26 protein-coding genes and 6 pseudogenes are annotated in these 22,687 nt (G+C 69.1%); 10 read left to right on the top strand and 22 right to left on the bottom strand.

Features of this window, described 5'->3' with window-relative positions:
* Positions 1-56 precede the first annotated feature (56 nt).
* Positions 57-545: a carboxymuconolactone decarboxylase family protein gene (locus ACFVUY_RS28865; protein WP_387734717.1), complete on the bottom strand. Its 489-nt coding sequence runs from the start codon at positions 543-545 to the stop codon at positions 57-59.
* A 93-nt stretch (positions 546-638) separates the two neighbouring features.
* Here ACFVUY_RS28865 and ACFVUY_RS28860 point away from each other — a divergent pair, with 93 nt between their 5' ends.
* Together ACFVUY_RS28860 and ACFVUY_RS28855 are read left to right on the top strand one after the other, a co-directional pair.
* Positions 639-1,598, top strand: a complete 960-nt coding sequence (locus ACFVUY_RS28860) for a pirin family protein (RefSeq protein ID WP_387734714.1) — start codon at positions 639-641, stop codon at positions 1,596-1,598.
* Between the two features lie 214 nt (positions 1,599-1,812).
* Positions 1,813-2,268 (top strand): annotated as a pseudogene (locus tag ACFVUY_RS28855) (serine/threonine protein kinase); the annotation flags it as partial.
* Between the two features lie 223 nt (positions 2,269-2,491).
* Here ACFVUY_RS28855 and ACFVUY_RS28850 read toward each other — a convergent pair.
* Positions 2,492-2,842 (bottom strand): hypothetical protein, encoded by a 351-nt coding sequence (locus ACFVUY_RS28850; RefSeq protein ID WP_387734711.1) that lies wholly within the window; start codon positions 2,840-2,842, stop codon positions 2,492-2,494.
* Between the two features lie 334 nt (positions 2,843-3,176).
* On the opposite strand from ACFVUY_RS28850, the gene ACFVUY_RS28845 reads away from it, so the two are divergent.
* Both ACFVUY_RS28845 and ACFVUY_RS28840 read left to right on the top strand, forming a co-directional pair.
* Positions 3,177-3,479: a muconolactone Delta-isomerase family protein gene (locus ACFVUY_RS28845; protein ID WP_387734709.1), complete on the top strand. Its 303-nt coding sequence runs from the start codon at positions 3,177-3,179 to the stop codon at positions 3,477-3,479.
* A 240-nt stretch (positions 3,480-3,719) separates the two neighbouring features.
* A complete protein-coding gene (locus tag ACFVUY_RS28840; RefSeq protein ID WP_387734707.1) occupies positions 3,720-4,550 on the top strand; it encodes an SDR family NAD(P)-dependent oxidoreductase in 831 nt (276 codons plus the stop codon).
* A gap of 6 nt (positions 4,551-4,556) precedes the next feature.
* Here ACFVUY_RS28840 and ACFVUY_RS28835 read toward each other — a convergent pair whose 3' ends face one another.
* Both ACFVUY_RS28835 and ACFVUY_RS28830 read right to left on the bottom strand, forming a co-directional pair.
* Positions 4,557-5,081: a cupin domain-containing protein gene (locus ACFVUY_RS28835; RefSeq protein WP_387734705.1), complete on the bottom strand. Its 525-nt coding sequence runs from the start codon at positions 5,079-5,081 to the stop codon at positions 4,557-4,559.
* 17 nt (positions 5,082-5,098) lie between these two features.
* The gene (locus tag ACFVUY_RS28830) at positions 5,099-5,338 is read right to left on the bottom strand and encodes a hypothetical protein (RefSeq protein ID WP_387734702.1); all 240 of its coding nucleotides are present in this window, start codon (positions 5,336-5,338) and stop codon (positions 5,099-5,101) included.
* A 9-nt stretch (positions 5,339-5,347) separates the two neighbouring features.
* On the opposite strand from ACFVUY_RS28830, the gene ACFVUY_RS28825 reads away from it, so the two are divergent.
* A complete protein-coding gene (locus ACFVUY_RS28825; protein ID WP_387734700.1) occupies positions 5,348-5,569 on the top strand; it encodes a response regulator transcription factor in 222 nt (73 codons plus the stop codon).
* Positions 5,570-5,578: 9 nt separating this feature from the next.
* Here ACFVUY_RS28825 and ACFVUY_RS28820 read toward each other — a convergent pair whose 3' ends face one another.
* From ACFVUY_RS28820 to ACFVUY_RS28795, 6 genes are all read right to left on the bottom strand, one after another.
* Entirely contained in the window at positions 5,579-6,493 is a 915-nt protein-coding gene (locus ACFVUY_RS28820) for an NAD(P)H-binding protein (RefSeq protein ID WP_387734697.1), read from the bottom strand.
* 186 nt (positions 6,494-6,679) lie between these two features.
* Entirely contained in the window at positions 6,680-6,808 is a 129-nt protein-coding gene (locus ACFVUY_RS28815; protein WP_387734695.1) for a hypothetical protein, read from the bottom strand.
* A gap of 219 nt (positions 6,809-7,027) precedes the next feature.
* Positions 7,028-7,723, bottom strand: a complete 696-nt coding sequence (locus tag ACFVUY_RS28810; protein ID WP_387734692.1) for a type 1 glutamine amidotransferase domain-containing protein — start codon at positions 7,721-7,723, stop codon at positions 7,028-7,030.
* Between the two features lie 159 nt (positions 7,724-7,882).
* A complete protein-coding gene (locus tag ACFVUY_RS28805; protein WP_387734690.1) occupies positions 7,883-8,746 on the bottom strand; it encodes an SDR family oxidoreductase in 864 nt (287 codons plus the stop codon).
* Between the two features lie 295 nt (positions 8,747-9,041).
* Complete coding sequence (locus ACFVUY_RS28800; protein ID WP_387734687.1) at positions 9,042-9,338, bottom strand: transposase; 297 nt, start codon at positions 9,336-9,338, stop codon at positions 9,042-9,044.
* A gap of 35 nt (positions 9,339-9,373) precedes the next feature.
* Positions 9,374-9,556: a hypothetical protein gene (locus ACFVUY_RS28795; RefSeq protein WP_387734685.1), complete on the bottom strand. Its 183-nt coding sequence runs from the start codon at positions 9,554-9,556 to the stop codon at positions 9,374-9,376.
* A 12-nt stretch (positions 9,557-9,568) separates the two neighbouring features.
* Between ACFVUY_RS28795 and ACFVUY_RS28790 the strand changes: the two are divergent.
* Together ACFVUY_RS28790 and ACFVUY_RS28785 are read left to right on the top strand one after the other, a co-directional pair.
* Positions 9,569-10,391, top strand: a pseudogene (locus tag ACFVUY_RS28790) (alpha/beta fold hydrolase); the annotation flags it as partial.
* Between the two features lie 66 nt (positions 10,392-10,457).
* A pseudogene (locus ACFVUY_RS28785) lies at positions 10,458-10,556 on the top strand (hypothetical protein); the annotation flags it as partial.
* Between the two features lie 393 nt (positions 10,557-10,949).
* Here the strand turns inward: ACFVUY_RS28785 and ACFVUY_RS28780 are convergent.
* The 5 genes and pseudogenes from ACFVUY_RS28780 to ACFVUY_RS28760 form a co-directional block, all read right to left on the bottom strand.
* The gene (locus ACFVUY_RS28780) at positions 10,950-11,597 is read right to left on the bottom strand and encodes a hydrolase (protein WP_387734683.1); all 648 of its coding nucleotides are present in this window, start codon (positions 11,595-11,597) and stop codon (positions 10,950-10,952) included.
* Positions 11,598-11,813: 216 nt separating this feature from the next.
* Positions 11,814-12,131: a GNAT family N-acetyltransferase gene (locus ACFVUY_RS28775; RefSeq protein WP_387734681.1), complete on the bottom strand. Its 318-nt coding sequence runs from the start codon at positions 12,129-12,131 to the stop codon at positions 11,814-11,816.
* Between the two features lie 242 nt (positions 12,132-12,373).
* A pseudogene (locus tag ACFVUY_RS28770) lies at positions 12,374-13,295 on the bottom strand (transposase); the annotation flags it as partial.
* Between the two features lie 248 nt (positions 13,296-13,543).
* A complete protein-coding gene (locus ACFVUY_RS28765) occupies positions 13,544-13,999 on the bottom strand; it encodes a MarR family winged helix-turn-helix transcriptional regulator (RefSeq protein WP_387734679.1) in 456 nt (151 codons plus the stop codon).
* 71 nt (positions 14,000-14,070) lie between these two features.
* Entirely contained in the window at positions 14,071-16,815 is a 2,745-nt protein-coding gene (locus ACFVUY_RS28760; protein ID WP_387734960.1) for an AAA family ATPase, read from the bottom strand.
* Positions 16,816-17,624: 809 nt separating this feature from the next.
* Here ACFVUY_RS28760 and ACFVUY_RS28755 point away from each other — a divergent pair.
* Both ACFVUY_RS28755 and ACFVUY_RS28750 read left to right on the top strand, forming a co-directional pair.
* Positions 17,625-17,777: a hypothetical protein gene (locus ACFVUY_RS28755; protein WP_387734677.1), complete on the top strand. Its 153-nt coding sequence runs from the start codon at positions 17,625-17,627 to the stop codon at positions 17,775-17,777.
* 222 nt (positions 17,778-17,999) lie between these two features.
* The gene (locus tag ACFVUY_RS28750; RefSeq protein ID WP_387734674.1) at positions 18,000-18,185 is read left to right on the top strand and encodes a hypothetical protein; all 186 of its coding nucleotides are present in this window, start codon (positions 18,000-18,002) and stop codon (positions 18,183-18,185) included.
* A 58-nt stretch (positions 18,186-18,243) separates the two neighbouring features.
* Here the strand turns inward: ACFVUY_RS28750 and ACFVUY_RS28745 are convergent, their stop codons facing one another.
* From ACFVUY_RS28745 to ACFVUY_RS28720, 6 genes and pseudogenes are all read right to left on the bottom strand, one after another.
* Positions 18,244-18,570, bottom strand: coding sequence for a hypothetical protein (locus ACFVUY_RS28745; RefSeq protein WP_387734672.1), 327 nt, complete (start codon positions 18,568-18,570; stop codon positions 18,244-18,246).
* An 87-nt stretch (positions 18,571-18,657) separates the two neighbouring features.
* Positions 18,658-18,837 carry a hypothetical protein gene (locus ACFVUY_RS28740; RefSeq protein ID WP_387734669.1) on the bottom strand — a complete coding sequence of 60 codons (180 nt, stop codon included), beginning with the start codon at positions 18,835-18,837 and terminating at the stop codon, positions 18,658-18,660.
* Positions 18,837-19,292, bottom strand: a complete 456-nt coding sequence (locus ACFVUY_RS28735) for a hypothetical protein (protein WP_387734666.1) — start codon at positions 19,290-19,292, stop codon at positions 18,837-18,839. Before ACFVUY_RS28735 ends, ACFVUY_RS28740 begins: the two co-directional genes overlap by 1 nt.
* Positions 19,253-20,047, bottom strand: a complete 795-nt coding sequence (locus tag ACFVUY_RS28730) for a maleylpyruvate isomerase family mycothiol-dependent enzyme (protein ID WP_387734663.1) — start codon at positions 20,045-20,047, stop codon at positions 19,253-19,255. Before ACFVUY_RS28730 ends, ACFVUY_RS28735 begins: the two co-directional genes overlap by 40 nt.
* Complete coding sequence (locus tag ACFVUY_RS28725; protein WP_387734660.1) at positions 20,044-20,427, bottom strand: fumarylacetoacetate hydrolase family protein; 384 nt, start codon at positions 20,425-20,427, stop codon at positions 20,044-20,046. Before ACFVUY_RS28725 ends, ACFVUY_RS28730 begins: the two co-directional genes overlap by 4 nt.
* Positions 20,428-20,540: 113 nt before the next feature.
* A pseudogene (locus ACFVUY_RS28720) lies at positions 20,541-21,131 on the bottom strand (cupin domain-containing protein); the annotation flags it as partial.
* Positions 21,132-21,518: 387 nt separating this feature from the next.
* Here ACFVUY_RS28720 and ACFVUY_RS28715 point away from each other — a divergent pair.
* A pseudogene (locus ACFVUY_RS28715) lies at positions 21,519-22,222 on the top strand (transposase); the annotation flags it as partial.
* A gap of 21 nt (positions 22,223-22,243) precedes the next feature.
* Here the strand turns inward: ACFVUY_RS28715 and ACFVUY_RS28710 are convergent.
* A partial coding sequence (locus ACFVUY_RS28710; RefSeq protein WP_387734657.1) for a transposase occupies positions 22,244-22,687 on the bottom strand: 444 nt, incomplete at its 5' end.

Here is a 22,687-nt window from a genome sequence, read left to right as displayed (position 1 = left end):
TACACCCGTCAACGGAGGGCCTCCGCCGGAAGACGGAGACCCTCCGGCGGTCGCGACTACCGGGCCGGGGCCGGGCGGACCGGGTGCTTGCTCAGGATGGACACCCGGTTGAAGGAGTTGATGGCGATCGAGACCCAGACCACCGCGGAGATCTCCTCGTCGCTCAGCACCTCGCGCGCCACGCCGTACGCGGCCTCCTGGAGTGCCGCGTCCGCCGGAGAGGTGGTCGCCTCGGCCAGCCCGAGCGCGGCCCGCTCCCGGTCGGTGAACACCTCGGTGTCGCGCCAGGCCGCGAGCACGCCGAGGCGCTGGGCGGTCTCGCCCTCGCGGATCGCGGCCCTGGTGTGCACGTGCAGGCAGTAGGCGCAGCCGTTGATCTGCGAGACGCGGAGGTTGACCAGCTCGATCAGCCGGCGGCCCAGCCCGGCTTCGGCCGCAACTTCGCGCGCCGCCTCGGCGGCGGCGAGCAGCGCCTTGTACGCCTGGGGGCTCTGCTTGTCGATGAACACCCGCCGGTCCGTCGGAACCACCGTCACATCACTCACCTGGACTCCTTAGGCTGGTCGCACTGTCGCCCGCCACTCTGCCATGGCATGATAGTTGAATATAGAACTAATCACCATCTGGGAGGGACCCCCGTGAGCACCGCCGAGACCGACCTCGTCGAGACGCCCGCCGCCGACCCGCGGGTGGAGATCCTGCCCGCCCGGGACGTCCCGCTCGGCGGCCCGCGCGCGATGACCGTACGCCGCACCCTCCCGCAGCGCTCCCGCACCATGATCGGCGCCTGGTGCTTCGTCGACCACTACGGGCCCGACGACGTCGCCGGCACCGGCGGCATGGACGTCGCCCCGCACCCCCACACCGGGCTGCAGACCGTGAGCTGGCTGTTCACCGGCGAGATCGAGCACCGCGACAGCCTCGGCGTCCACGCCTACGTCCGGCCGGGCGAGGTCAACCTGATGACCTCCGGCCGCGGCATCGCCCACTCCGAGGTCTCCACCCCGGCCACCACCGTCCTGCACGGCGTGCAGCTGTGGGTCGCCCTGCCCGAGGAGCACCGGCACACCGGCCGCGACTTCCGCCACCACGCCCCCGCCCCGGTCGCCCTGGACGGCGGCGAGGCGCGGGTCTTCCTCGGCACCCTCGTCGGCGACACCTCCCCCGTCCCCACCTTCACCCCGCTGCTCGGCGCCGAGCTGACCCTGCGCCCGCACGCCGTCGTCACCCTCGACGTCGACCCCGCCTTCGAGCACGGCCTGCTCGTCGACAGCGGCGAGGTCCGCCTCCTCGACACCCCGCTGCGCCCCGCCGAACTCGGCTACGTCGCCCCCGGCCGCCGCACGCTCACCCTCACCAACACCGGCGGGACCGACGCCCGGCTGGTACTGCTCGGCGGCACGCCGTTCGAGGAGCGGATCGTCATGTGGTGGAACTTCATCGGGCGGTCCCACGAAGACATTACCCGAGCGCGAGAGGAATGGATGAGCTCCGCGAACCCCGACCGCTTCGGCGAGGTCCAGGGCTACCCGGGCGACCGCCTCCCCGCCCCGGAGCTCCCGGGAATCCCCCTCAAGCCTCGGGGAAACGTGCGCTGAACTGGGCGTTTGCCAATCGGGGGTGCGACGGCCGGGTCCGCCGCACCCCCGAGCCGGAGTCCCCCTGTGCCCACCCCGAAGCGCCCTTGTCGGCGCTCGCCTCCGCACTCGACGCGTGACACCGTTCGACCATCCGCGACAGCGTCCGACAGGACCCATGCTGACTCAATGCCGAGTTTGCTGACGGCCCCAACTGCCCACTGTCCGGGCGCGTATGAGGCAGGAGATCGAGATCGGCAGGATGCTCACCGGGCATCCGAACGCCATGCCGGTCCTCGACCTTGCCGCCGACCACAGTTGGTTCGTGATGCCCTGGGCCGAAGCCACCGCCGTCGACTGCCGTATCGATCTGAGGAACGACGAGGCCCTGCGAACCTTGCTGCGGGACGTGTGCGCGGCCCTGGAGGAAGCGCACTCCCACGGGTGGATTCACCGCGACATCAAGCCGGCGAACATCCTCTACCTGGAGGGCCGGTGGACCCGCGCCGACCGGGGCCTGGGACGCCGGCCGCGGGGCCAGGCCACCCATGCGGACCGGACCCGCGTCGGCCAGCCGTACGGCAGCCAGGGGTTCGCCCCACCCGAACTGTCCGTCGATGCTCACCAAGCCGACCCTCCAGCCGATGTCTTCAGCCTTGGGCAGCTCATCGGGTGGGTCCTCACCGGGGAGGATCCGAGCCCCAACATCCCCCTGGTTCCCACGGCCGGGCCATGGCGAGGTGTCGTGAAGTCCGCTACCCAGCTGAACCCGGCTCACCGACAGCAGAACGTCGCCGAGCTTCTCGCCGACATCGCCCACGAGACCGAGGCCCCACCGGAGCCGGCCGTCGTTCGCGCCGAAGCCCTCCTTCCGGCAGTGGAGGCCGGCGATCACGGCGTGGCCTCATCGCTCGTCAGTCTGGCGGGCCCGGCACCCCGAGGATGCGGAACTCCACGTCGGCGTCCTCGCGCGGCTCGACGTCAGTCTCGTCGCGCCGGCGTTGCTGGCCGATCCGCGAACAGCCACCGAGGTCGCCCACGCGATGGCCGTTCTCCTCAGCAGCACCGGCCGGCACGCCGAACGAGGCGACGTCGACTCCGTCATCCTGTGGCTGTTCGAGCTGGCCCGTCAGGCTGCCGACGCCGGCGAACTCGACCTGCTGGAGGCATGCTGCGACGGCGCCTTCGAATGGGACGGCCTCTGGGACCAGTGGCACCCTCAAAACCCAGATCAGGCCTTGGCTCCAGGAAATCACCGGCGACACCGCCTCCACCGTCGCCCGCTCACTGCCCCGGTACGCGGCCTGCGCGAGCTCATGGAGCGCTACACCACCGAGATCCTCCCCGACCCCGCGCCTTGATCTGCTCGGACAACAATGGCCCGGCGATCGGCAGCAACTCGGCGACTCACCGTTCAGCTTCAGCTCCTCGGCGACGCCACGAAGTACTGCGGTTGGCGCAACTCCACGCCCCACACGCCAGAGCCGCTGAGAGGATGCACCTACGACCAGCGAGGACGCCGGTCGTGGCAAGCACCCCACCGCGCGACATCCTGCAGCGCCCCGGCCCGGCCCAGCGTCCGAACAACGGAGTCACCCCATGCGCGAGTTCCTGGTCGAGATCACCACCACCATCCCCGAGGGCACCCCCCAGGAGGAGATCGACCGCCGCCGCGCCGCCGAGGCCCAGCGCGCCCGCGAACTCGCCGCCGCCGGCCACCTGGCCCGACTCTGGCGCCCGATCGGCGAGCTGCGCAGCATCGGCATCTGGCGCGCCACCGACGAGGACGAACTCCACGGAAAGGTCCTCGATACCCTCCCGCTGCGCCCATGGATGACACTCACCGTGACCCCGCTCGAATCCCACCCCAATGACCCCGGCCGAGCCCACGACGAAGCCTGACCACGCTCGACATCCGTCTGCTCGCCCTCCCTCGGCACCCACCGCTCCGAGGCTCGACAGCCCGGCCCGATGCGTGTCGGTCACCCCAGGCGGCAACCGCACCCGAACAGCATCAGGCAGAGAGGCTCCAGCCGTGACAACTTCGATCCCCGTCGTCCTCGTTCACGGGCGCCGACTGCACAGCAGCTCGGCAGGGACCGTGTTCAGCGGGAAGGCACGACAGACCGTGGAGACCTTGCGATGACCCCTTCCACACCATCGCGAGCGGCAGGGCCAGGTGACGACGGCGGTCTGGCCGGCCGGACCGTCGTCGTCACCGGGGCCGGCCGCGGCATCGGGCTCGCCATCACCGAGGCGTTCCTCGCGGCGGGATGCCACGTCGTCGCGGGATCACGGGCACGCACCGAGGCCCTCGACGCGCATGTGAGGCAGGGCGCGGACCTCACCGTCGTGGAAGTCGATCTCGCAACGCCGGGCGGTCCGGCCGAGCTGATCACCAGGGCCGCCGGGCTCCATGGCGGCATCGACGTGCTGGTGAACAACGTCGGAGCGGTGCGCCCGAGGGTGGACGGCTTCCTGAGCGTGACGGACGAGGACTGGGACTGGGCCCTGAGCATCAACCTCATGACCGCCGTCCGCGCCACCCGAGCCGCCCTGCCGCACCTGCTCGCCTCCGGCGCGGGACGCATCGTCACCGTCTCCTCGGTCAACGCCCGGCTGCCGGACCCCCTGGTCATCGACTACGGCGCCGCCAAGGCCGCACTCACCAACTTCTGCAAGGCCCTGTCCAAGGAGGTGGGACCACGAGGCGTACGGGTGAACACGATCGGCCCCGGCCCGGTGGAGACCGCGCTGTGGCAGGGCGCCGACGGCGTCGCCGCCACGGTCGGACGGTCCCGTGGTGTCGGCCCCGACGACGTGGCCCGCGCCGCCGCGGCCCAGTCCGCGACCGGCCGCTTCACCCACCCGGCGGAGGTCGCGGACCTCGTCCTGTTCCTTGCCGGCCCCGGCGCCGCGAACATCACGGGCGCCGACTTCGTCATCGACGGCGGGCTCGTGGACTCCCTGTGAGGGGGGTCAGGATTCCCGGTCGAGCATGATCGTCACCTGGTGCCTGGCAAGCACCGCCGTGAGGGCCACGAGGTCCTCCGGAGTCAGGGGAGGCGCCGCCTTGCCGGGCTCCGGGTCGATGCCGTTGTCGAGCCAGAAGCCCTCGTGTCCGCCGGGCATGATGAAGGTGAGAAGTCGGCCGGGCAGGTCACCGGTGTTGGTGAAACCGTGCCGGTCGTCCCGGGGGACGAAGAGGAGGTCCCCAGGCCCCGCCTTGACGATCTCGTCGCCGTTGACGACGTCGAAGTCCCCGGAGAGAACGTAGAAGGCCTCCTCTTCGCGACCGTGGGCGTGCGGGATCGCGCCGCCGCCCGGCGGGACGACGGCCTTGGCGAAGCCCAGGGCGCCGTTGGTGTCGTCGGCGGTCGCCGTGATCGTGCAGGTGTCGCCGGCGAGCCGGCGTGCGATGCCCTCGCCGCGGCGGACGTGGACGCCGCCCTCGCGCGTCCAGCGCGGGTCGCTGTTGTCGGGGACGGGGAAGGGGAAGCTCACTGTTCTCTCCTTGGCGCTCAGGGCGCGGGGCACAGGATGCCGTCGGGGTCATAGCGGTTCCACAGGCCGGTGACGCGGGTGCCGGTCGCTCCGGGGTAGGCGCGGGCGAAGGCGGTTTCGTCAGGGGCGCTCTCGAAGAATGGCTCCGCCGCGAGCGCCGCCGCCAGGCGGCCCGAGGGCAGTTGCGGACTGCGTACGACCTGTTCACCGCCATGGGCATGACGGCGTTCGCGGCCCGATCCGCGCGGTAGCTCCAAGCCGCCGGGATGACCGTGACCATGCCTGCAGCCGTCGCCGCGAGCGAACTCACGGCACAGGAGAGCCAGATCGTCCGACTGGTCCGCGGGGGACTCACCAACGCCGAGATCGGAACCCGGCTGTTCATCAGCCCCCGCACCGTCGAATGGCACCAGAGAAATATCTTCGGGAAGCAAGGTCTCTCCTCCCGTCGCCGGCTGCGGAACCCGGCGAACAACGGCAAGAGCTGACGGGTCGGCCTACATCTGCAGGGCGGGGGTGCTCCTGACGAAGTGGTCGAACCCCAGCGGGGGGCGTCCGAGCAGCTCGGCGACGTCGTTCGTGGCCCGGTCGTACCGGTTCTCGCCATGCAGCCGCGCCATCGTGGCGATGTGCTCGAAGACGTGGGGCGGCAGGTCCTGCGGCCTGAGGTCGCGTTCCAGCCACTCCTCGTACGGGACGTCGACGTAGGTCACGGCACTGCCCAGGGCGGCGGAGAACTCGGCCGCGACGGCCGTCAGGTCGCGGGAGCGCGCGCCGGTCAGTTCGTAGACGCGGCGGGACGGCGGCACCGGATCGAGCAGGAGCCGTGCGACGACCTCCGCCACGTCGGCCGCGGCGACCGGGGAGGTCCGGGCGGAACCGAACGGCAGGCGGATCGTGCGGTCCCGCAGGATCGAGGCGACGGCGACCCGCGCGAACAGCGGATTCTCCATGAACACCGCGGGCCGCACGTGGACGACCGGCACCCCCGACCAGTCGAGGACCTGCTCGGCCAGCCAGTGCAGCCGCTGGTGCCGCGACTCGGCGACGCTGGTGAGGTCCATCTGCGAGACCGTCATCTGCGAGATACTCACCAGCAGGTCCAGGCCGTCGCCCTCCCGAGCGGCCGCGGCGACCGTCGTCGCGGCCTCCAGGTGCGCGGGTGACACGCTCATACCGAAGTAGGCCCGGCGGCAGCCCGCCAACGCCTCGACCACATCGGCGCCGCGGGTGAGGTCACCGACCACCACCTCGACGCCGTCCACGGCCCGCAGCGCCGAGGCCCGTTCGTCGTCGTGGTGCACGAGCGCCCGGACGGGCACACCCCGGGCGCGCAACCGGTCGAGGACCGCGCGTCCCACTCCCCCGACGCGCCCGCCGACCCCGGTGACGAGGACGGGTTGGAACTGCACCGCGACCACCTCCTGCCCTCCGGACCGGGCGGCGGCTTCCGCTCGGCCCGTTCGGGACGACCCTACGGGCGGCCGGTCGTCCGCGCAGCCGCCTCGGGAGAGGAACGGGGTCCGGGTGGTCTAAGCTGTGGCCGACGATGACGGAGATGCCCCAGCCGATCGACGCGAGCAGGGTGCCGTGGGCGATCAGGGCAAGGGTGCTCCGGTGACGATCGAGGTCGCCATCGCGTTGCCGGTGTCGTGAAAGTCGTTGGTGAAGTCGAAGCCGAGCGCCGTTGCCACCATCAACGCCAGGACCGCATCGTTGCCGGTCACGGAACCGAACGCAGCCCGTGCACCGAGGCTGCACACTGAACGGCGAAGGCCGGCCACCCGATCGGCCGAACGCCGAACGCTTCACCGGGCCTGTTCGGCCCGTCAGGCTGCGGGGACGTTCCCCAGCGCCACGTCCAGCAGCACCTCAGCGGCTCGTCGGGCGTCCGTGAACACCCGCGCAGCGCGGGCTGTCGCGCGGTGACGCGATTGGCCCCGTGGCTACGAGAGGTTCTTGAGCATGATCGTGGCCAGCGGGCCGGAGGACGCCGGATTCTGTCCGGTGTACAGGTTGCGGTCAACCACCGTGTACGACTCCCACATGGGGCCGCGGGAGTAGTTTGCAGGAAGATTTCTGACCTCGTCCTCCATGAGCCACTTGGCCTTGTCGGCGAAGCCGACACCCGCCTCCTCGTCGTTCGTGAATCCGGTGACGCGGTAGTTGGAAAACGGCGTGTCACCCATCTCGTCCCGGGTGGCGAGCAGTGCCGCCGGGGCGTGGCAGACGAGGCCGAGCGGCTTGCCGGACGCGAGGGCCCTCCTCAGCAGCAGCCCGGAATCGGCATCGCACCAGAGATCCTCCATGGGGCCGTGGCCTCCTGGGTAGTAGACCGCGTCGTAGTCACGGAGGTCCACGTCCTTGATCGGGATGGCGTGGCGGAGTTGCTCGGCCTCTTCGATGATGCCTTCCTGCTCGACGGATGCATCTTCTCCCCCTGTGAAGCGGGGTCGCAGACTCATCGTGTCGCAGACGGGTACGACACCGCCCGGGGTGGCGATGGTGACCTCGTGGCCGGCCTCGGTGAACACCCTGTACGGACTTGCGAACTCCTCAGCCCAGTACCCGGTCGGGTGACGGTGGCCGTTCTTGAGCGTCCAGTAGCTCGCTCCGGTCATCACGAAAAGGATCTTGGCCATGAGAGAACGCCTCTGAAAGTTGGAGGAATCTGATATCAATGGAAGCGGTTCAAATAGCGATCCGGCGAGACTTGGTCGCGGAGTCGGTAACGAGCGGGTGGGACCGGCGAGAACGAACTCACGAGCTTCTTCTACTTAAGGGCCGCTTGGGAGGTCGGGTCACTTGGTGACAGGAGTCTCCGGCCGCATCTCGTATGAATTTTGGATGGAAGGGTGTCGAGCCCCAAGGCCGTCCGTAATCTTGCGCTCCCACGGAATCCCTTGAAGATGCCTGGTCTCGTCAATCATCGACTTTGGCTCCAAATTGCGGTAACTATCAACCTCGCCGGCAGCGACAGCCGTCAACGTCGCATAGACCACTTCAGGGTCGAACTGCGCGCGGGGAAAGGATAGCTTGGAATAGTCAAAGATCCGTCGCGATGGGTCGTCCTCCCAGCTTTCCCAGGTCTGGAACATGCGGTCGTTGAACCCGGTCAAGAATGGCCCGGGGTTGACCGTGGCGACTTCAATATTATGCTCCTGCAGCTCGTAGGCCATGGTCTCGGCGATCGCCTCGACTGCATGTTTGGACGCGGAGTAGATGCCAGTAAATGGGTTGACGTTCAGACCCTCCCTCGAAGAAACCCAGACGATGCGGCCTGCCCTGCGCTTGACCATCTGCTTGGCGATCCCCTGAGTGAGGACAAGGGGCCCGGTGACGTTGACCTCAAACTGGTGCCGAATGTTCGTTTCGGGGATGTCAACCGTGGAACCGCCTTCGCCAACGCCGGCGTTGTTTACGAGGATTTCCACACCCCAGTCGAGGGCCTTGCGACGGTCACCGCCGTTCGTGACGTCGAGCTTCTCCACCTGAAGCTTTACCCCGCGCTCGACGGCCTGCCACTTCAGTGTCTGCACCTGGGCATAGATCTCCACCCCGGCAATCACATCGAATCCTTTCTCGGCCAGGCGCATGGCGGCTTCGAACCCGAAGCCGGTGCCAGCTCCCGTGACAAGGACCCTCCTAAGTGCCGTATTCGCCATATCGAATACTTCCTCTCACGCTTAACTGTATCCGCAGTCGTCGACGGCTGGCTGTTCACTGAGAGCGGACTGAGGCATTGCTGACGTACCAGCTTTCACGTGAGAGGAAGCCCCCTCTCGGGGCAAAAGCGAAGGGTCCAGACCCGGGAGTGCTGCACAATTATGGTCGACGCTTTCCACTGGGGCCGGCAACCCAAGTGGGCCAATCGGGTTTTAATAGCGCACGAGAGAGCTATACTCACGAGCTACAGCAGTGGGCTCAGTGGCAGGTAGCCCCTGCCACTGACCTCGCGCTTCAAGGTGATGGCGGTGGGAGGTCGAGGGAAAGTCCAGTTCCGACGAGGAAGCCGTCGAGGACGTCGGCGCGGCACTGCAGTCGCTTGAGACGGTTGCGGACGAGGGCTTCGAGTCGGTCGAGGGCAACGCTGGCGAGGTTTGCGAGACTGCGCTTGACGTGGGCCCACAGGTACTCGACCGCGTTCAGCTCGGGTGCGTAGGCGGGCAGGATGAGCACCGTCAGCCAGTCCCGCGCACTGATCAAGTCGCGTACGGCATGGGAGACATGGGTGTTGAGCCGGTCCCGGACCAGCACGATCGGCGCCCTGACCGGCTGGTGGATTCCGTCGATCAGAGCGATGCAGTCGCGCTCGAACAGCTGCGGCGCTCGCCCTTGCGCCCGGTATGGCGCCGCAGCCGGTGGCACAACCGGGTCCGCGAGCCCGGGCGCATCGCGAGCAGCCCGGCGACCGAGACCTGTCCGGAGCCCCGGCCGCAGACCTTCACCACCGGGGTGATGCCTCGGCGTCCCATGTGCGCCCCTTCGACTCCTATGACGTGATCGGCTTCGACCCTGCGGGGCGTCGGCCGCAGCACGCCGGTCACCTGTGACCTGACCCCGTGGCAGCAGCAGCGCGGCAGCTTCCCGCCGTACACGCACACCGCGGCCGACGTCGCCCGGGAGGCGGAGAACGCGCGGGCCGTCGCCCGGCAGTGCGCCACCTCGCGGACCGGGTGGATGCTGCCGCACACCACCACCGCGAACACCGCGCGCGACATGGACCGGACCCGCGCGGCGGTAGGCGAGCCGAAGGCCTCCTACTTCGGAACCTCCTACGGCAGCTACCTCGGCGCGGCATTCGCCTCGATGTTCCCCGAACGCGGCGACCGGATCCTGCTCGACAGCAACCTCGGTCCCGGCGGCTACGACCTCGAGGCCTTCCGCCGGCTCGGTCGCGGAATGGAGGACCGGTTCCCGGATTTCGCCGAGTTCGCGGCCACGCACCCCACGTACGGCCTGGGCACCACTGCGGAGCAGGTGACCGCCAAGTTCCACGAACTCGCCGACCGCCTCGATGCCGAACCGGTCGGAGGCATGGACGGGACGCTGTTCCGCGGGATGACCTTCGACCGCCTCTACGTCGAGGCCCTGATGCCCACGCTGGCTGAAGCCTGGCAGTCGCTCGACAGGGGCAAGCCGGTGCCACCGCCCCTGCCGGTTCCGGAGAACCTGCTGGCCAGCCGCCTCTACGTGATCTGCGGTGACTCGCGTTGGCCCACGAGGATCGAGGTGTACCAGCGCAATGCCGCGATCGACCGGGTGGGGTACCCGTTGGTGGGCGGGGCCACCGGATCCATCGGACCGTGCCGTTCAAGCTCCTGGCTGACCGGCCTCGCCTTCCGCGAGGGCGCCGAACGGATCGGCGTCGGCGTAGTGCTCCGTGACACCTCCGGCCGGATCCTGACGATCCGCCGGGCCGCGCACGACGTCCTACCCGGCCTGTGGGAGTACCCGGGCGGCGGCCACGAGGACGGCGAGCCCGTGGCAGCGGGGGCGGCGCGGGAGCTGGCAGAGGGGACCGGCCTCGCCGGCCTGGCGAATGGGCCGGCGCGGTCGCGACAGATCGTCCGTACCTCGGGATGGTCGCGCAGCCAGGCGGCGAAGGTGTTCGCGGTCCGGTCGGCGAGCACGTCGACCGGCCGGTGGGGACACCCGCCGCATCCATCATGCCCAGGTCATGCCCGCCACCCGTTCCTGGTCGGCACAGACCCCTCAATCAGCGACAGAGCCCAGAAAGTGATCCAGAACCCAAGTTCGAAGCTCCGCCGCCGCCGACACTGCCCCGCCGCATACACCGACCGCGGCCTCCTCTACGCCATTGTTCGCGTCGAGGAGGCCGCGGTCAGCGGTCGCCGGACTGGCGTGTTACGCCTTGCCGAGAAGCTGGAGTTCCCAGGCCAGGCTGGTGCCGAAGCTGCTGCCGTGCTCGAGCAGGATCTTCGTCATCCCCGGGACCGTCTCCTCGCGCGCCCAGTCCCGCTGCCACTCGGAGACGACGGTGCCGGCGCAGGTCGGAACGACACCGGCCTGGATCATGCGCTGGATGCCGCGCTCATGGGCTTCGACCGTGGTCGCCCCGGACGCATCCGTCACCGCGAAGACCCGGTAGCCGTCGGCGATGGCGTGGATCGCGGGCCAGGCCAGGCATATGTCTGTCCACAGGCCGGCAATGATGAGGTCCTTGCGGCCGGTCGCCGCGACCGCGTCCACGACTCGCTGGTCCTCCCACGTGTTGATCGTGGTGCGGTCGATGGGCTTCTGGTCGGGGAAGACATCCTGGATCTGATGGATGATCCGCCCGCCGCGGTCCTGCACCACGGTGGAGAGGATCGTCGGAACCTCGAACAGCTTCGCCCCCTTGGCCAGGGCGGTCACATTGTTGATGACCAGGGAGGCGTCCATGCTGCGCATGCCTGCGAACTGGGCACCCTGGTGGTCGATCAGGAGGAGGACCGAGTTCTCGGGGGTCAGCAGCGCGTCCAGGCCGGTGTAGGTAATGCCATTGACTGCCATGTGTCTCTCCGGTGTCCATCGGTGTCGGCTGCGCCTGTTGGTCGCAACCGGCTATGTCGGGGGAACGGGAGCGCTGAGCTCAGAGCGCGTACCGTGTGGCCTCGAGTTCAGCGGGAACTGCCGCACTCTGACGTTCTGTCGGAGAGCACTCCACGCCGCGGGCGCAGCGGTCGGAGCCGTCGCCGGAGGAAAGTCCTTCGGCTGCACGGTGTCGCCTCAGTCCTTCACGCGACTGGTCGGCTTGTAGCGCAGCTCGGCATACTCCGGATGACGGTCCATCCAGCCGGCGATGAAGGGGCAGACCGGCAGTATCTGGAGGTCGAGGGTCTTGGCATGTTCCAGCGCTGCCCGGGCCAGTGCCGATCCAACATCCTGGCCTTCATGGGCGGGCAGCACCTCAGTGTGGACGAAGGCGATGAGCCGGTCGGTGCGAATGCAGTCGGCCCTGCCCGCCAGTTCCTGGCCCACTCTGGCCTCGAGGTGGTGTTCCTCGCGGACGTCTTCCACGGTGATCCGGCCCGCCACGTTCTCCACCCGTTCCCCTGTGCTGTCGCGACCTCGGCCGGTCGCTCACAGTGATCAGGCTGCCACCGTGGCAAGGGGCTCGCATCGGTGAATATCGCCTAGCCTCGCCGTTTCGGTTGGGCTGAGGCGGCTGCGTCGATCATCAACTGTTGGGTGGTCGAGGCGATTCTGTTGCCTGGGCATGGTGGACTCCCGGCGCAATCGTCGGGTTCTCCGGGCCCTTCGGACCGTGGGTGGGCGGGGGCCGCAGGTCAGTCAACCGGTCGGGGCGGTGTGGCAAGGCGGTGGAAAGCCGGGGCCAGTTCATGTCTCCAGGGCCAGGTCGCCGAGATCCGCAGGCGGAGGCGGCGTCCACCGCGGGTGAGGCGGGCGGCAACGTGTAGCAGCCGGTAGCGAGATTTCTTGGGTTCGGCGGCGGCGAGTTCGCCATCCAGCAGGAGGACGCGGGCCCAGGCGAGGAGATCGATCGCCGTGAGGCCGAGTTCAGGCCAGGTGGCGTTGACGTCAAAATGGCGGGATGGGAAGCGTCCGACGCCGGTGGTCTTGCCGCACCGGATGTGGTCCTCGACCGTGGCGTGTCCGCGGTGGCGGACCTCAAGGAACTGTGCGGAGCTGCCGCCGGAGTACGGGATGTCGGCGAGGAATACCTGGTGTCCCAGGCCCTCGTCGCGGTCGGACAGGGACAGTTGGGCGCCGGGGTGCGGTCGTTCGCGCCGCACGGTGATGCGGGGTGCCGACCGGGTAACCGGCGAGGTCGACCATGCCGGTCAGTTCGGCGACCTCGGCGCCGTCTCGCAGTGTCCCGTTCTGGTCCAAGGCGGGATGCCAGAGAGCTTCGGGCAATGAGCGGATTGCACGATGGACTGGCTCGGTGACCGCGTATCCGACCGCGAACCGCAGGTTCAACCCGTGCTCGCGCAAGGTCCGGGTGCGGGTGAGGAAGGCTTTCGCGGATCCGGCGCTGTCGGCGCGGACCAGGATCTGGGTGCCGTACCGGTGAGCGTCGGGGATCTGTGCGAGGGCGTCGTCCAGCACCGCGATGTGATCGGCGGCGGTGTTGGCTCCGGAGTTGCCGGGCCGCAGTCGGCCGGACATGGCCTCGCCGGTGTTCGCGAGGAAACACAGCAGCGGATGAAAGCCGAAGCCGCCTCTGCAGGTGGGCGCGGGCTGCTCGCAGCGAAGCGATCCCTGTTCCCGCAGCACGGCCAGATCCTGCCAGCGGTTGTAGGCGATGAGTGCGGGCGCGCGAGGCGCCGGCACACACATTCCGGTAGGGCCGCGGATTCAGGTCCGGCCGAAGGCACCGATGCCGGCGTGGAACAGGTCCATAGGGAGGGCGCCGAGGGCAACAGAGGCCAATGACGGCAGAGGTGAGCAACTGGGCATCCACCGCCCCCTTGCAACCCGACGGGAACAGGAGGTCAGCGGCCGAGTGCGCCGAGCATCTTCTCGAAGAGCGCACTCAGTACGTCGACCTCTTTGGCCGTCAGTGGGTCGAAGAAGTAGCGGCGCACCGTCTCGACATGAGCGGGGGCCGCCGCCTCGATGGCCGCCCGGCCGTCGGGAGTCAGACGCACCATCGAGCCGCGGGCGTCGTCCGGACACGGCTCGCGGGCGACCAGGCCCCGCTTCTCCATCCGGCCGATCTGATGCGAGAGCCGACTGCGTTCCCAGCCGATCTCCAGGCCCAGGTCCCGTGCCCTCAGCACCCCGTCAGTGGCTTCGGACAGCGGTACGAGCAGCGCGTAGTCGGCGCCGGAGAGGCCCGAGTCGCGGACGAGTTGCCGGTCCTGCGCGCTCTGGAGTTCCCGTATCAGACCGCGGTACTGCCTCCAGACGCGGGCCTCCCGCTCGTCGAGCCAATGAGGTTCATCCATGAATGGAACGTATCAGGATGTGGACGCGTCCTCGAACTGTCTGTGTTTCGCTTCGGTGAACGCTTCCCGGCTCACCGGGCGAGGGGCATGTCCCGCAGTTGCCTGCGCGAGGTGATGCTCAGCTTCTTGAAGATGTTGCGCAGATGGGCGTCGATCGTCCGCGGGCTCAGAAACAGTTGTGATCCCACTTCCCTGGACGTGGCGCCGGTGGCGACGAGGCGGGCGATCCGAAACTCCTGGGCGGTGAGCTGATCGGCATTCGCGCCGGCCCGGCGCTTGCGCGGGTGCTCGCCCGACGCTCCCAGCTCGCGGGCTGCGCGCACGGCGAACGCGTCGGCCCCGATGGACGTCAGCATGTCGTGGGCCGCGCGCAACTGCGTACGCGCTTCGAGCCGATGTCCACCGCGCCGCAGCCACTCGCCGTGGAGGAGCCGGGCGCGTGCGGCGTGTGCTCTTGCCTCGCTGCGGTCGAGGCGGTCAATAGCTTCCCGGTACAGGTCATCGGCCTTCGGCCCCTCGGTGAGCAGCGCGCGCGAACGGAGTTGCACCCCTACGGCCCAGTCGGTGGGGCTCGCCGCGGTACGCTCCGTGAGTTTTTCCAGGACGGGGACGGCGAGTTCCCTGTTGCCCGACCGGACGGCCGCTTCCACGTATTCGACGGGGATCCAGGCGTGGAAGCCCATCTCGTCGAGATCGCACGCGGCGCGGCAGGCGTCCAGGGCGGCGGCGGGCCGGCCCAGGCCATTGAACAGGACCGCCTGGGCGTACTCGACGGCGGTGACGAGTCTGCCCTCGCCGCGCGCGGTGGCGCCGCGCAGAGCGGCGTCGGCAAGTCCGATCGTACGCTCCTCGTCGCCACGCCACGCGGTGAGTGAGACATCCACATAGTCGAGCCCGGGCGCACCTACCTCCTCGGCGATCACGTACGCCTCATCGATGAGTGCCCCGGCGTCGTCGAACTCGCCGGCATGAATGTGTGCGAGGGCCCGGTAGCTCAATGTCACGGGAAGCGCGGCCAGGGCACCTGTCGCGCGGGAGGATCGGATCTGACGGTCGGCCAGTGTCCGCCATGCGGCCTCGTCCCAGAGGTCCATCGCGGCGCTGCAGGCCAGCCACAGCTCTCCCGGGGAGAAGCCTTCGTCGCGTCCGCTCTCGAGGTAGCTGTCCACGACGCCGCGCAGGAGCGGTGCGGCTGCCAGGAATCCGTCTCTGGCCTGCGTTGTGAGGCCGTCGAGAAGAAGGTCGAGCGGACGGGCCGGGGCGAGGGCGGGAGTGACCGCGCGGGCGGCCTCGGCCGTGTCGAGCAAACGTGGCCCCTCGACGAACCTGCCGACAAAAACCGCTGCCGCGAGTGTCTCCAGGAAGATCTCCCGGGCCGATGCCGCATCGAGCGGCGCGGTCAGCTGCGCCGCCTTCTGCAGCCTCACGACCGCGGCATCGTTGCGGTACTGGTCGAACGCAATCCGCGCACGCAATGTCTCGGTGCGGGCGCGCAGTTGGTCGTCCAGCCGTACCGCGCCGGCCGCCGCCAGGAGGTCCAGGGCCGCCTCGACGGCGCCGGTGTCGCGCTTGGCGCCGGCCGCGGCGAGCGCGCGCTCGGCACGGAGCACGGGTTCGGGTGTCAGCCGTGCCGCGGCCTCGAGGAACGCCGCCGCGGCCGCGATGCCACCACGCGCCTGTGCGCGACCGGCCGAGCGGACGAGCGCCTCGGCCACCTCCGTATCCGGCCCGGCAGCTGCCTGGGAGCGATGCCAGGCCCAGCGGTCCGGCTCGTCGCTGTCGGCCATGGCCTGCGCCAGTGCGCCGTGCACCGCGCGGCGGTCGGCCGGTGACGCGTCCTGGTAGACGGTGGAGCGCACCAGCGGATGCCGGAACCGCACCCATAGCCCCAGCGAGACCAGGTCCGCGTCCTCGGCGGGCACCGCGGCCTCGGCATTAATGCCGAGCGACTCCGCCGCCCGCCAGAGCAGTACGGGGTCCCCCGTCGTCTCCGCGGCCGCCACCAGTAGCAACAGCCTTGATCTGTGCGGAAGTTCGAGAAGTCGCGTCCGAAAGCTCGCCTCCACCTTGCCCGAGGCGGGGACCGCGTCGGGCAAACCGAATCCGCCGGCCAGTTCCGCGGTGCGCGGCAGTTCCAGCAGAGCGAGCGGGTTGCCGCGCGCCTCGGCGATGATGCGCTCGCGCACCGGGCCGTCGAGCGGTGCACGGATGCGCGAGGCGAGGAGATTGCGGGCGTCGTCCTCCGCCAGGCCCTGGAGCGGCAGTTCGGGCAGCCCGGCCAACTCCCGTCGGTCGTCCGGCTCGCGCGTCGCGAACACGAACGCCACAGGTTCGTTCTGAACTCGTCGTGCAGTGAAGGCGAGCGTCTGCGCGGACGCCTGGTCCAGCCATTGCGCATCGTCGACGACGCACAGCAGTGGTTGCTTCGCGGCTGTCTCCGACAGCAGCCCCAGCACGGCCAGGCCGACGCGGAAACGATCCGGCACACCCTCGCCGCCCAGGCCGAAGGCCGCGCACAGCGCTTCGAGTTGAGGGGCCGGGAGTTTCCCGAGGCCGTCCAGAGTCGGCGCACACAGCTGGTGCACTGCCGCGAAGGCGAGCTCCGTCTCGAACTCCACGCCGCCGACCCGTAAAACCCGTACGCCCGGGACGGTTCGCACGGAGTCCAGCAGAGCAGACTTGCCGATTCCCGCCTCGCCCCTCACCACCAGTGCTCCGCCGCGCCCTGCCCTCACCCCTTCGACCAGGAGGTTCAGTGTCTCGGACTCACGACGCCTGCCGATGAGCTCCGAACACCCGGCCGTCGCCCTACGTATCTTCACCAATCCGTGTTCCTCCGCCTGCACGTACAACGGCTCATCGCCCGCCCCGCACGAAGGGAGATCTGCGGTCGGCAGCGTTGCGTGGCAGATGGAGCGGCTGCCCGAAAAGCCGCTGTCGATGGGCGCCTGAGCCGGGATCGGACACGTGTGTGTCGGTGGTTCGCCCGCATCCCGCACACAAGTTGATGACGCGTCCACAGTACAGCGGATCGGCTCCGCGCTGCGGAAAATGCGGAAAATGCGCCCCATTAGGCGACAATGACCGACGCGAGCACCTCGGAGTGAGGCGCACCGTGGACCGACCACTCGCTCTCCCCTCAAGGAGGCGCCATGCACGGCCACTTAGGTATGAACCCCGTCGCCCTCCGGCACCATTCTGCGATTGCTGTGCAACCGAAGAGTCCCCACCGTGGTTGAAGCGGCAGAGCTGGGCCGGGCCGGGGAGATCCTCATCCACACCAGTCGGTCTGGCGGCTCCTGGGAACGTCAGCCACTGTGGTGCGTGCACGTCGACGGCGATGCTTACGTGCGCTCGGCCTTCCATCCGGTCCACGATCATCACCTCAACGAGCTGATCTCCGATGCCTTCCGCGCCAAGTACGGGCTTGGCTGGCCCGGTCCCGTCCAGACCGTGGTGAGCGCCGAGGCGCGCGCCACGACGCTACGCATCCTGCTGGGGCCGGATCCACGTCCCGCTCCCGCCGGCGGACGCGGCCTGCACCGCCCCTGGGTCGTGGTTTACACAGCGCGCGACGCCACGACCTGGCAGTCCCGTCAGGCGATACCGAGAGGCAGAGCCACCCATGATCCACGAGCAGCAGTCAGCACCCGCCCCTTCGGGAGAGGTGGGCCTCCTCATCGCCCGCCGGGTCGACCCCGGGCACGAGGAAGAGTTCGAGGCATGGGCCAACGGCATCCTGTCCGCGGCGGCCCAGTTCCCCGGCCACCTCGGGTAGGGACTCTTCCGGCCCACCAGCCCCGGCACTCCCTGGTACCTCATCCACCGCTTCCGCAACACCGCCGCCCACCAGGAATGGCACCGCTCCCCCGAACGGGCCGCCTGGTTGGACTGGTCCGACGGACTCCACACGGAAGTCTCCCGGCGCCAACTGACGGGTCTCGAGACCTGGTTCGCCATCCCGGACCGCCCCACCCAGGCGCCTCCCCCCAGATGGAAGATGACCACGACGGCGACTCTCGGGACATTCCCCGTCTCGCTCCTGGTCGCCACCGTGCTGCAGCCCCCGCTCTCCTCGTTCCCGTTCCTGGCGCGCACCGCGGTGGGCGCCGTCTTCCTCAGCGTCGTGATGTCATGCGCCGCCATGCCCCTGCTCACCCGCGCGCTGCGCCGCTGGCTGTACTGACCCGACGGAGCCGTGCCCCGGCCACTCTTCGTACGAGCCCGGGGCAGGTGAGGAACACTCAGGCGGTGGGGGTGTTCAGGGCGTACTCGCGCGAGGCCCGCACCTGGCTGCGCAGGGCCGGCAGGTCGACGCCGAGGACCTGGCCGTCCCTCTTGCGGGGCCCGCCATTGACGAGCACGGCGCTGATGTTGCGGACGTCGGAGCCCAGGACAACCGTGCCGACCGGATCGCCCTCGACGAGCAGGTCGCTGCGGTCGAGGATGCCCAGCTCCGGGTCCATGATGACGGTGGTCGCCCCGGTGAACAGGAGATCCGCCGCCGGTCGGCGGACCGGCGGCGGATCTCCCCGAGTGCGGCGACGCTCGTGGTGGTGCGGGGTGTTCATGGCGGGACCTCTCCCTCAGGAGGGGCGGTGCTACCGCCTCACCCGCCCCTCCTGCCGGGAACGCGCCCGCCGCCGGGGCGCGTGGCGTCAGTCGAGAGTCACCCGGGCCAGGAACGGAGCAAGCTCAGCCCTGGCCTGCTCGGGCGTCACCACGTCTTCCGGGGCCAGCTTCTCGTAGGTGTAGCTGACCGGGTCGACGTAGATACGTTCGCCGATGAGCTTGGCGTCGCTGGTGTAGGCGAACATCTGGAAGATGTAGTAGTTCATCAGGTAGTGGGCGTTAGGGTCCGCGTCGATGTCGTGGTCGTGCAGAAACGTCCCGGCACCACATGCGTCCAGTACGCCTCGGTCGTCACGCCGAAGTCCTCGACGCGCATGTTCATGGTCCGCGCGCCCATGACGTTGACGCGTGACTCGTAGGTCTCCCGGTAGAAGTTCTCCACCTCGGCCTTGCCGTTGAGGACAAGGACCGTGCCCCGGTCGCCCACCCTGTACTGGGGGTCGTCGATGGTGAGTTCGGGAACGATGATCTGATCCCAGTATCCCGAGACCTCCAGGAGCAGGTGTCGGAGGTAGTTCTTCAGGATCGCCCGATGCAGGGGCTTCTCGGTCCGGTGGAGGTATCTCTCTACGTTGGCCGGCCAGTGTGTGACGTCGAACTTGGACGGGATGTCCAAGGTCGTCATGGCGTCGTGGGTGGCGAGGGACGTGTGCGCAGCCATGGCGGACTCCATCTCGGGGCTCGGTTCAGAGGGGAAGGCGGTGCTTGAGGGGGCCCGGTTTCACAGCCAGGGGCCGAGCTGCGGCAGCGGTGTGCCGTCGGACATGTGTACGCCGCTGGGGTCGCGCCGGGGCAGCCAGCGGGCCAGGTCGCTCGCGCTGCCCTCGACGGAGCCCGCGGTGCCAGGCCCGTCACCCTGCCGGTCGGACGGACATCCAGCGTCGGCGTGTCACCGGCCCGTCGTTTCCTGACCGCTTCGGCGACCAGGCGGTCGATCATGTCTGACGGGAAGTCGTCGAAGCCGCCGCTGGCACCCAGGTCCACTGCGTGGATCCATACCTCCCGCGTGCGCATCCAGGGCAGTTCGATGGCAGGCACGGTGCGACCCTGGCCCGTGTCGACTTCGGCCGACCAGTCCGCACCATTCAACTTCCCCACTGTCGCGGCAAGTTGCTCCCGCTCCGTCTCAACGAAGGCCCGAAGGTGCTCCGCGCTCCACAGCCCGCCCTCTGCGATTTCATCGGCACGTGCCGTCGCGTCGGGGTACATCGGGGTCCGCTCGCCGGTCCTGGCCCAGTGCACGAGGCAGCCCACGGCGCGCGCGTTGAAGCCCAGATGGGAGACGATGTGCTTGCGGGTCCAGCCCGGCAGCTCGCTCGGCCCGTCGAGCCCCTGGTCGTCGATCTTGCTCAACTGGCCGGCGAAGCAGTCGAAACCGTCCGCCATCCAACGCAGTTCGGTGTCCGGTCTGTTCATGCCGCCCGCTCCGTCCACTGTGCGGCGCGCACCGGTGTGACCATGCGGCCGACTCCCTCGATGGTGGTGACCAGGGTCTGGCCCGGCTGCAGATACCACTGGGGCGTCCGTGCATGCCCTACCTCTCCAGTCGTGCCGGTGGCGATCACGTCCCCGGGGTTGAGGGTGATGACCGTGGAGATGTATGCGACCAGATCGGCCGGGTCGAACAGCAGGTCCGAGATGGTCGAGGCCTGCATGACCTCGCCGTCCACCGCACTGCTGATGGCGGCGTCCGCGGGCACCTCGTCGGGCGTGACCAGGTGGGGGCCGAACGGCGTGGTGGCCTCGAAGTTCTTGCCCTGCAGCCACTGCCTGGTGCGGAACTGCCAGTCCCGCATCGACACGTCGTTGAGGACCGCGTACCCGGCGATCGCCTCCTGCGCGGCGCCGCGGCAACCCGGCGCACACGCGTGCCGATGACGACGGCGAGTTCGGCCTCCCAGTCCACCGCGTCGGACTCCTGGGGGAGTTCGAGCGTGTCATCGACGCCGATGAGCACCTCGGGGAACTTCGCGAAGAGGGTGGGGTACTGCGGCTGGTCCCGGTTCATCTCGGCGATGTGGGTGGGGTGGTTCAGACCGACACCAATGATCTTTTCGACCAGCGCGCGATCGGTGCACTCCCAGCGGTAGGCGGCCAGCGGCGAGCTGGGCCGGCTGCCGAGCAGGGCGACCGGCTGCAGCCCGGGGTGGGCCCACAGGCGCTCCGCCCGGGACCTCTCCGAGGTGCTGGTGTCGGAGAGGCCGTCGGGACCGTACCCGAAGAACGAGAGGTCGTTGCCGTACACGAACGCGATGTCGAGGCCGTCCAGCCAGGCCATCGGCTCGCTCGTCGCGTTCTGGTGGCCGTGGAAGTTCCAGCCGGGGGTAAGCGGGAAGTCCCCGCGGCGCATAGCCACGGGATCGTTGTTCACCACCGCCCAGACGCCCTCGCCCTCGATGACGAAACGGAACGCGTTCTGGGTGTGCCGGTGTTCGGGGGCCACTTCGTGCGGGCCCAGGTACTGGATCGCCGCCCAGAGCGTGGGGGTGACGAGCGGCATTCCGTCGAGCCCCGGGTTGGCCAGGGCGATCGCCCTGCGTTCGCCGCCCCGGCCCACCGGGACCAGATCGCCTGCGCGCTGTGCGAGTGGGTACAACTCGCTCCAGCGCCATACGTGCGGCCGCGCCCGGGGCGCAGGCTCTCGGGCATCGGCTCGCCCGGCTGCGTCCACAGCGAGATCATGTGCGCCGCGCCAAACCTCGCGTACAGCTCGGCAAGTTCCTTCTCGGCGGCCGGGGACGACGGCGCAGCGGCGAGACCGGTGGGCCTGGGGTCTGAAGCCATGTCCTTCGCTCCCTTCTCGTGGCCTGCTAGGGCGCGTATTCGGTCGTGATCAATTTGCGCGATTCACCTTCGCGGCGGGTCCAGATCCGGTAGACCGTGGTGCGTGACACGAGCGCAACTGACGGATGCCGAGTGGGTGTTGATCGAGCCGTACTTGCCGATCGGCGAGTACGGCCCGTACCCGGAACGGCTGCGGCAGCAGTTCGAGGGTGTGATCTGGCGGTTCCGGACGGGCGGGCAGTGGCGGGAGATGCCGAAGGAGTTCGGTGCGTGGTCAACCGTCTCCAATCGGTTCCGGCAGTGGAGGGACGCCGGCGTCTTCGAAGCCCTGATGGAGGGCTTGATCGCGGAAGCCGCGAAGCGCGGCGAGGTGGATCTGTCCGTGGTCAGTGTGGACTCCACGACTGTGCGGGCTCACCACGACGCCGCCGGGATGCACCTCGACTCCGACACCATGGCCGCCCTGGAGAAGGCTGCCGAGGAGGCGGAGAAGGCCCGGCAAAAGGGGGAGGCCCGGAGGAACAAGACGGGCGGGACGCCTCAGGTGACCCGAAACGGGAAGAACGGCGACGCCTCCGGCGCCGGCGCAGGCTCCGGCTGAAGGAGGCCCTGCTCGGGCGCTCCCGGGGTGGGCAGACCAGCAAGATCCATGTTGCCGGTGAGCGGAGGTGCCGCCCGCTGGTGTTCATCCTGACCGAGGGCCAGGCCGCGGACAGCCCGCAGTTCATCCCCGTGCTGGAGAAGGTCCGGGTCCGCGGACCCGTCGGCCGTCCCCGCACCCGACCGGACGCGGTCGCCGGGGACAAGACACCCCATGCAGCTATCGGGTCAAGCAGCTGCAGCGAGTGGTGACGGTTTCGGCGGAGCGAATGCGATCGCTTCATCGAACTTCTGGCGGCTGGTCAAGCAGTGGTGGAGCTGACCGAGCATGCGGTTGAACAGGTGACGGAGGGCCGCGTAGTAGCGGTCACCGGTCTCCCGTCGCCGGTTGTAGTGGGCATGGGCGCCGGGCGAGGCGGTGAGCGCTGCGAAGGCCCAGTGCCTGCCGGTTGCGGCCAAGCGACTGTTCTTGATCCGGCGATGGCTGACGCGCCGGCTCTTGCCGGACTCCCGCGTCACCGGGGCACTTCCGGCATACGCTTTCAGATCCCGAGCGGTGTCGAACCGGGTGCGGTCATCGCCGATCTCGGCGAGTATCCGGGCGCCGGTGAGCACGGCCAGGCCCGGAAAGCTCGTGATGATCTCCGCATCGGGATGCTGCAGGAAGAGCTC

It is taken from the genome of Kitasatospora sp. NPDC058063 (assembly GCF_042885395.1).
Taxonomy (GTDB): domain Bacteria; phylum Actinomycetota; class Actinomycetes; order Streptomycetales; family Streptomycetaceae; genus Kitasatospora; species Kitasatospora lactacystinica.
Note: the sequence above shows the minus strand (reverse complement) of the source record. Positions and strands in the feature narration are given on the sequence as shown.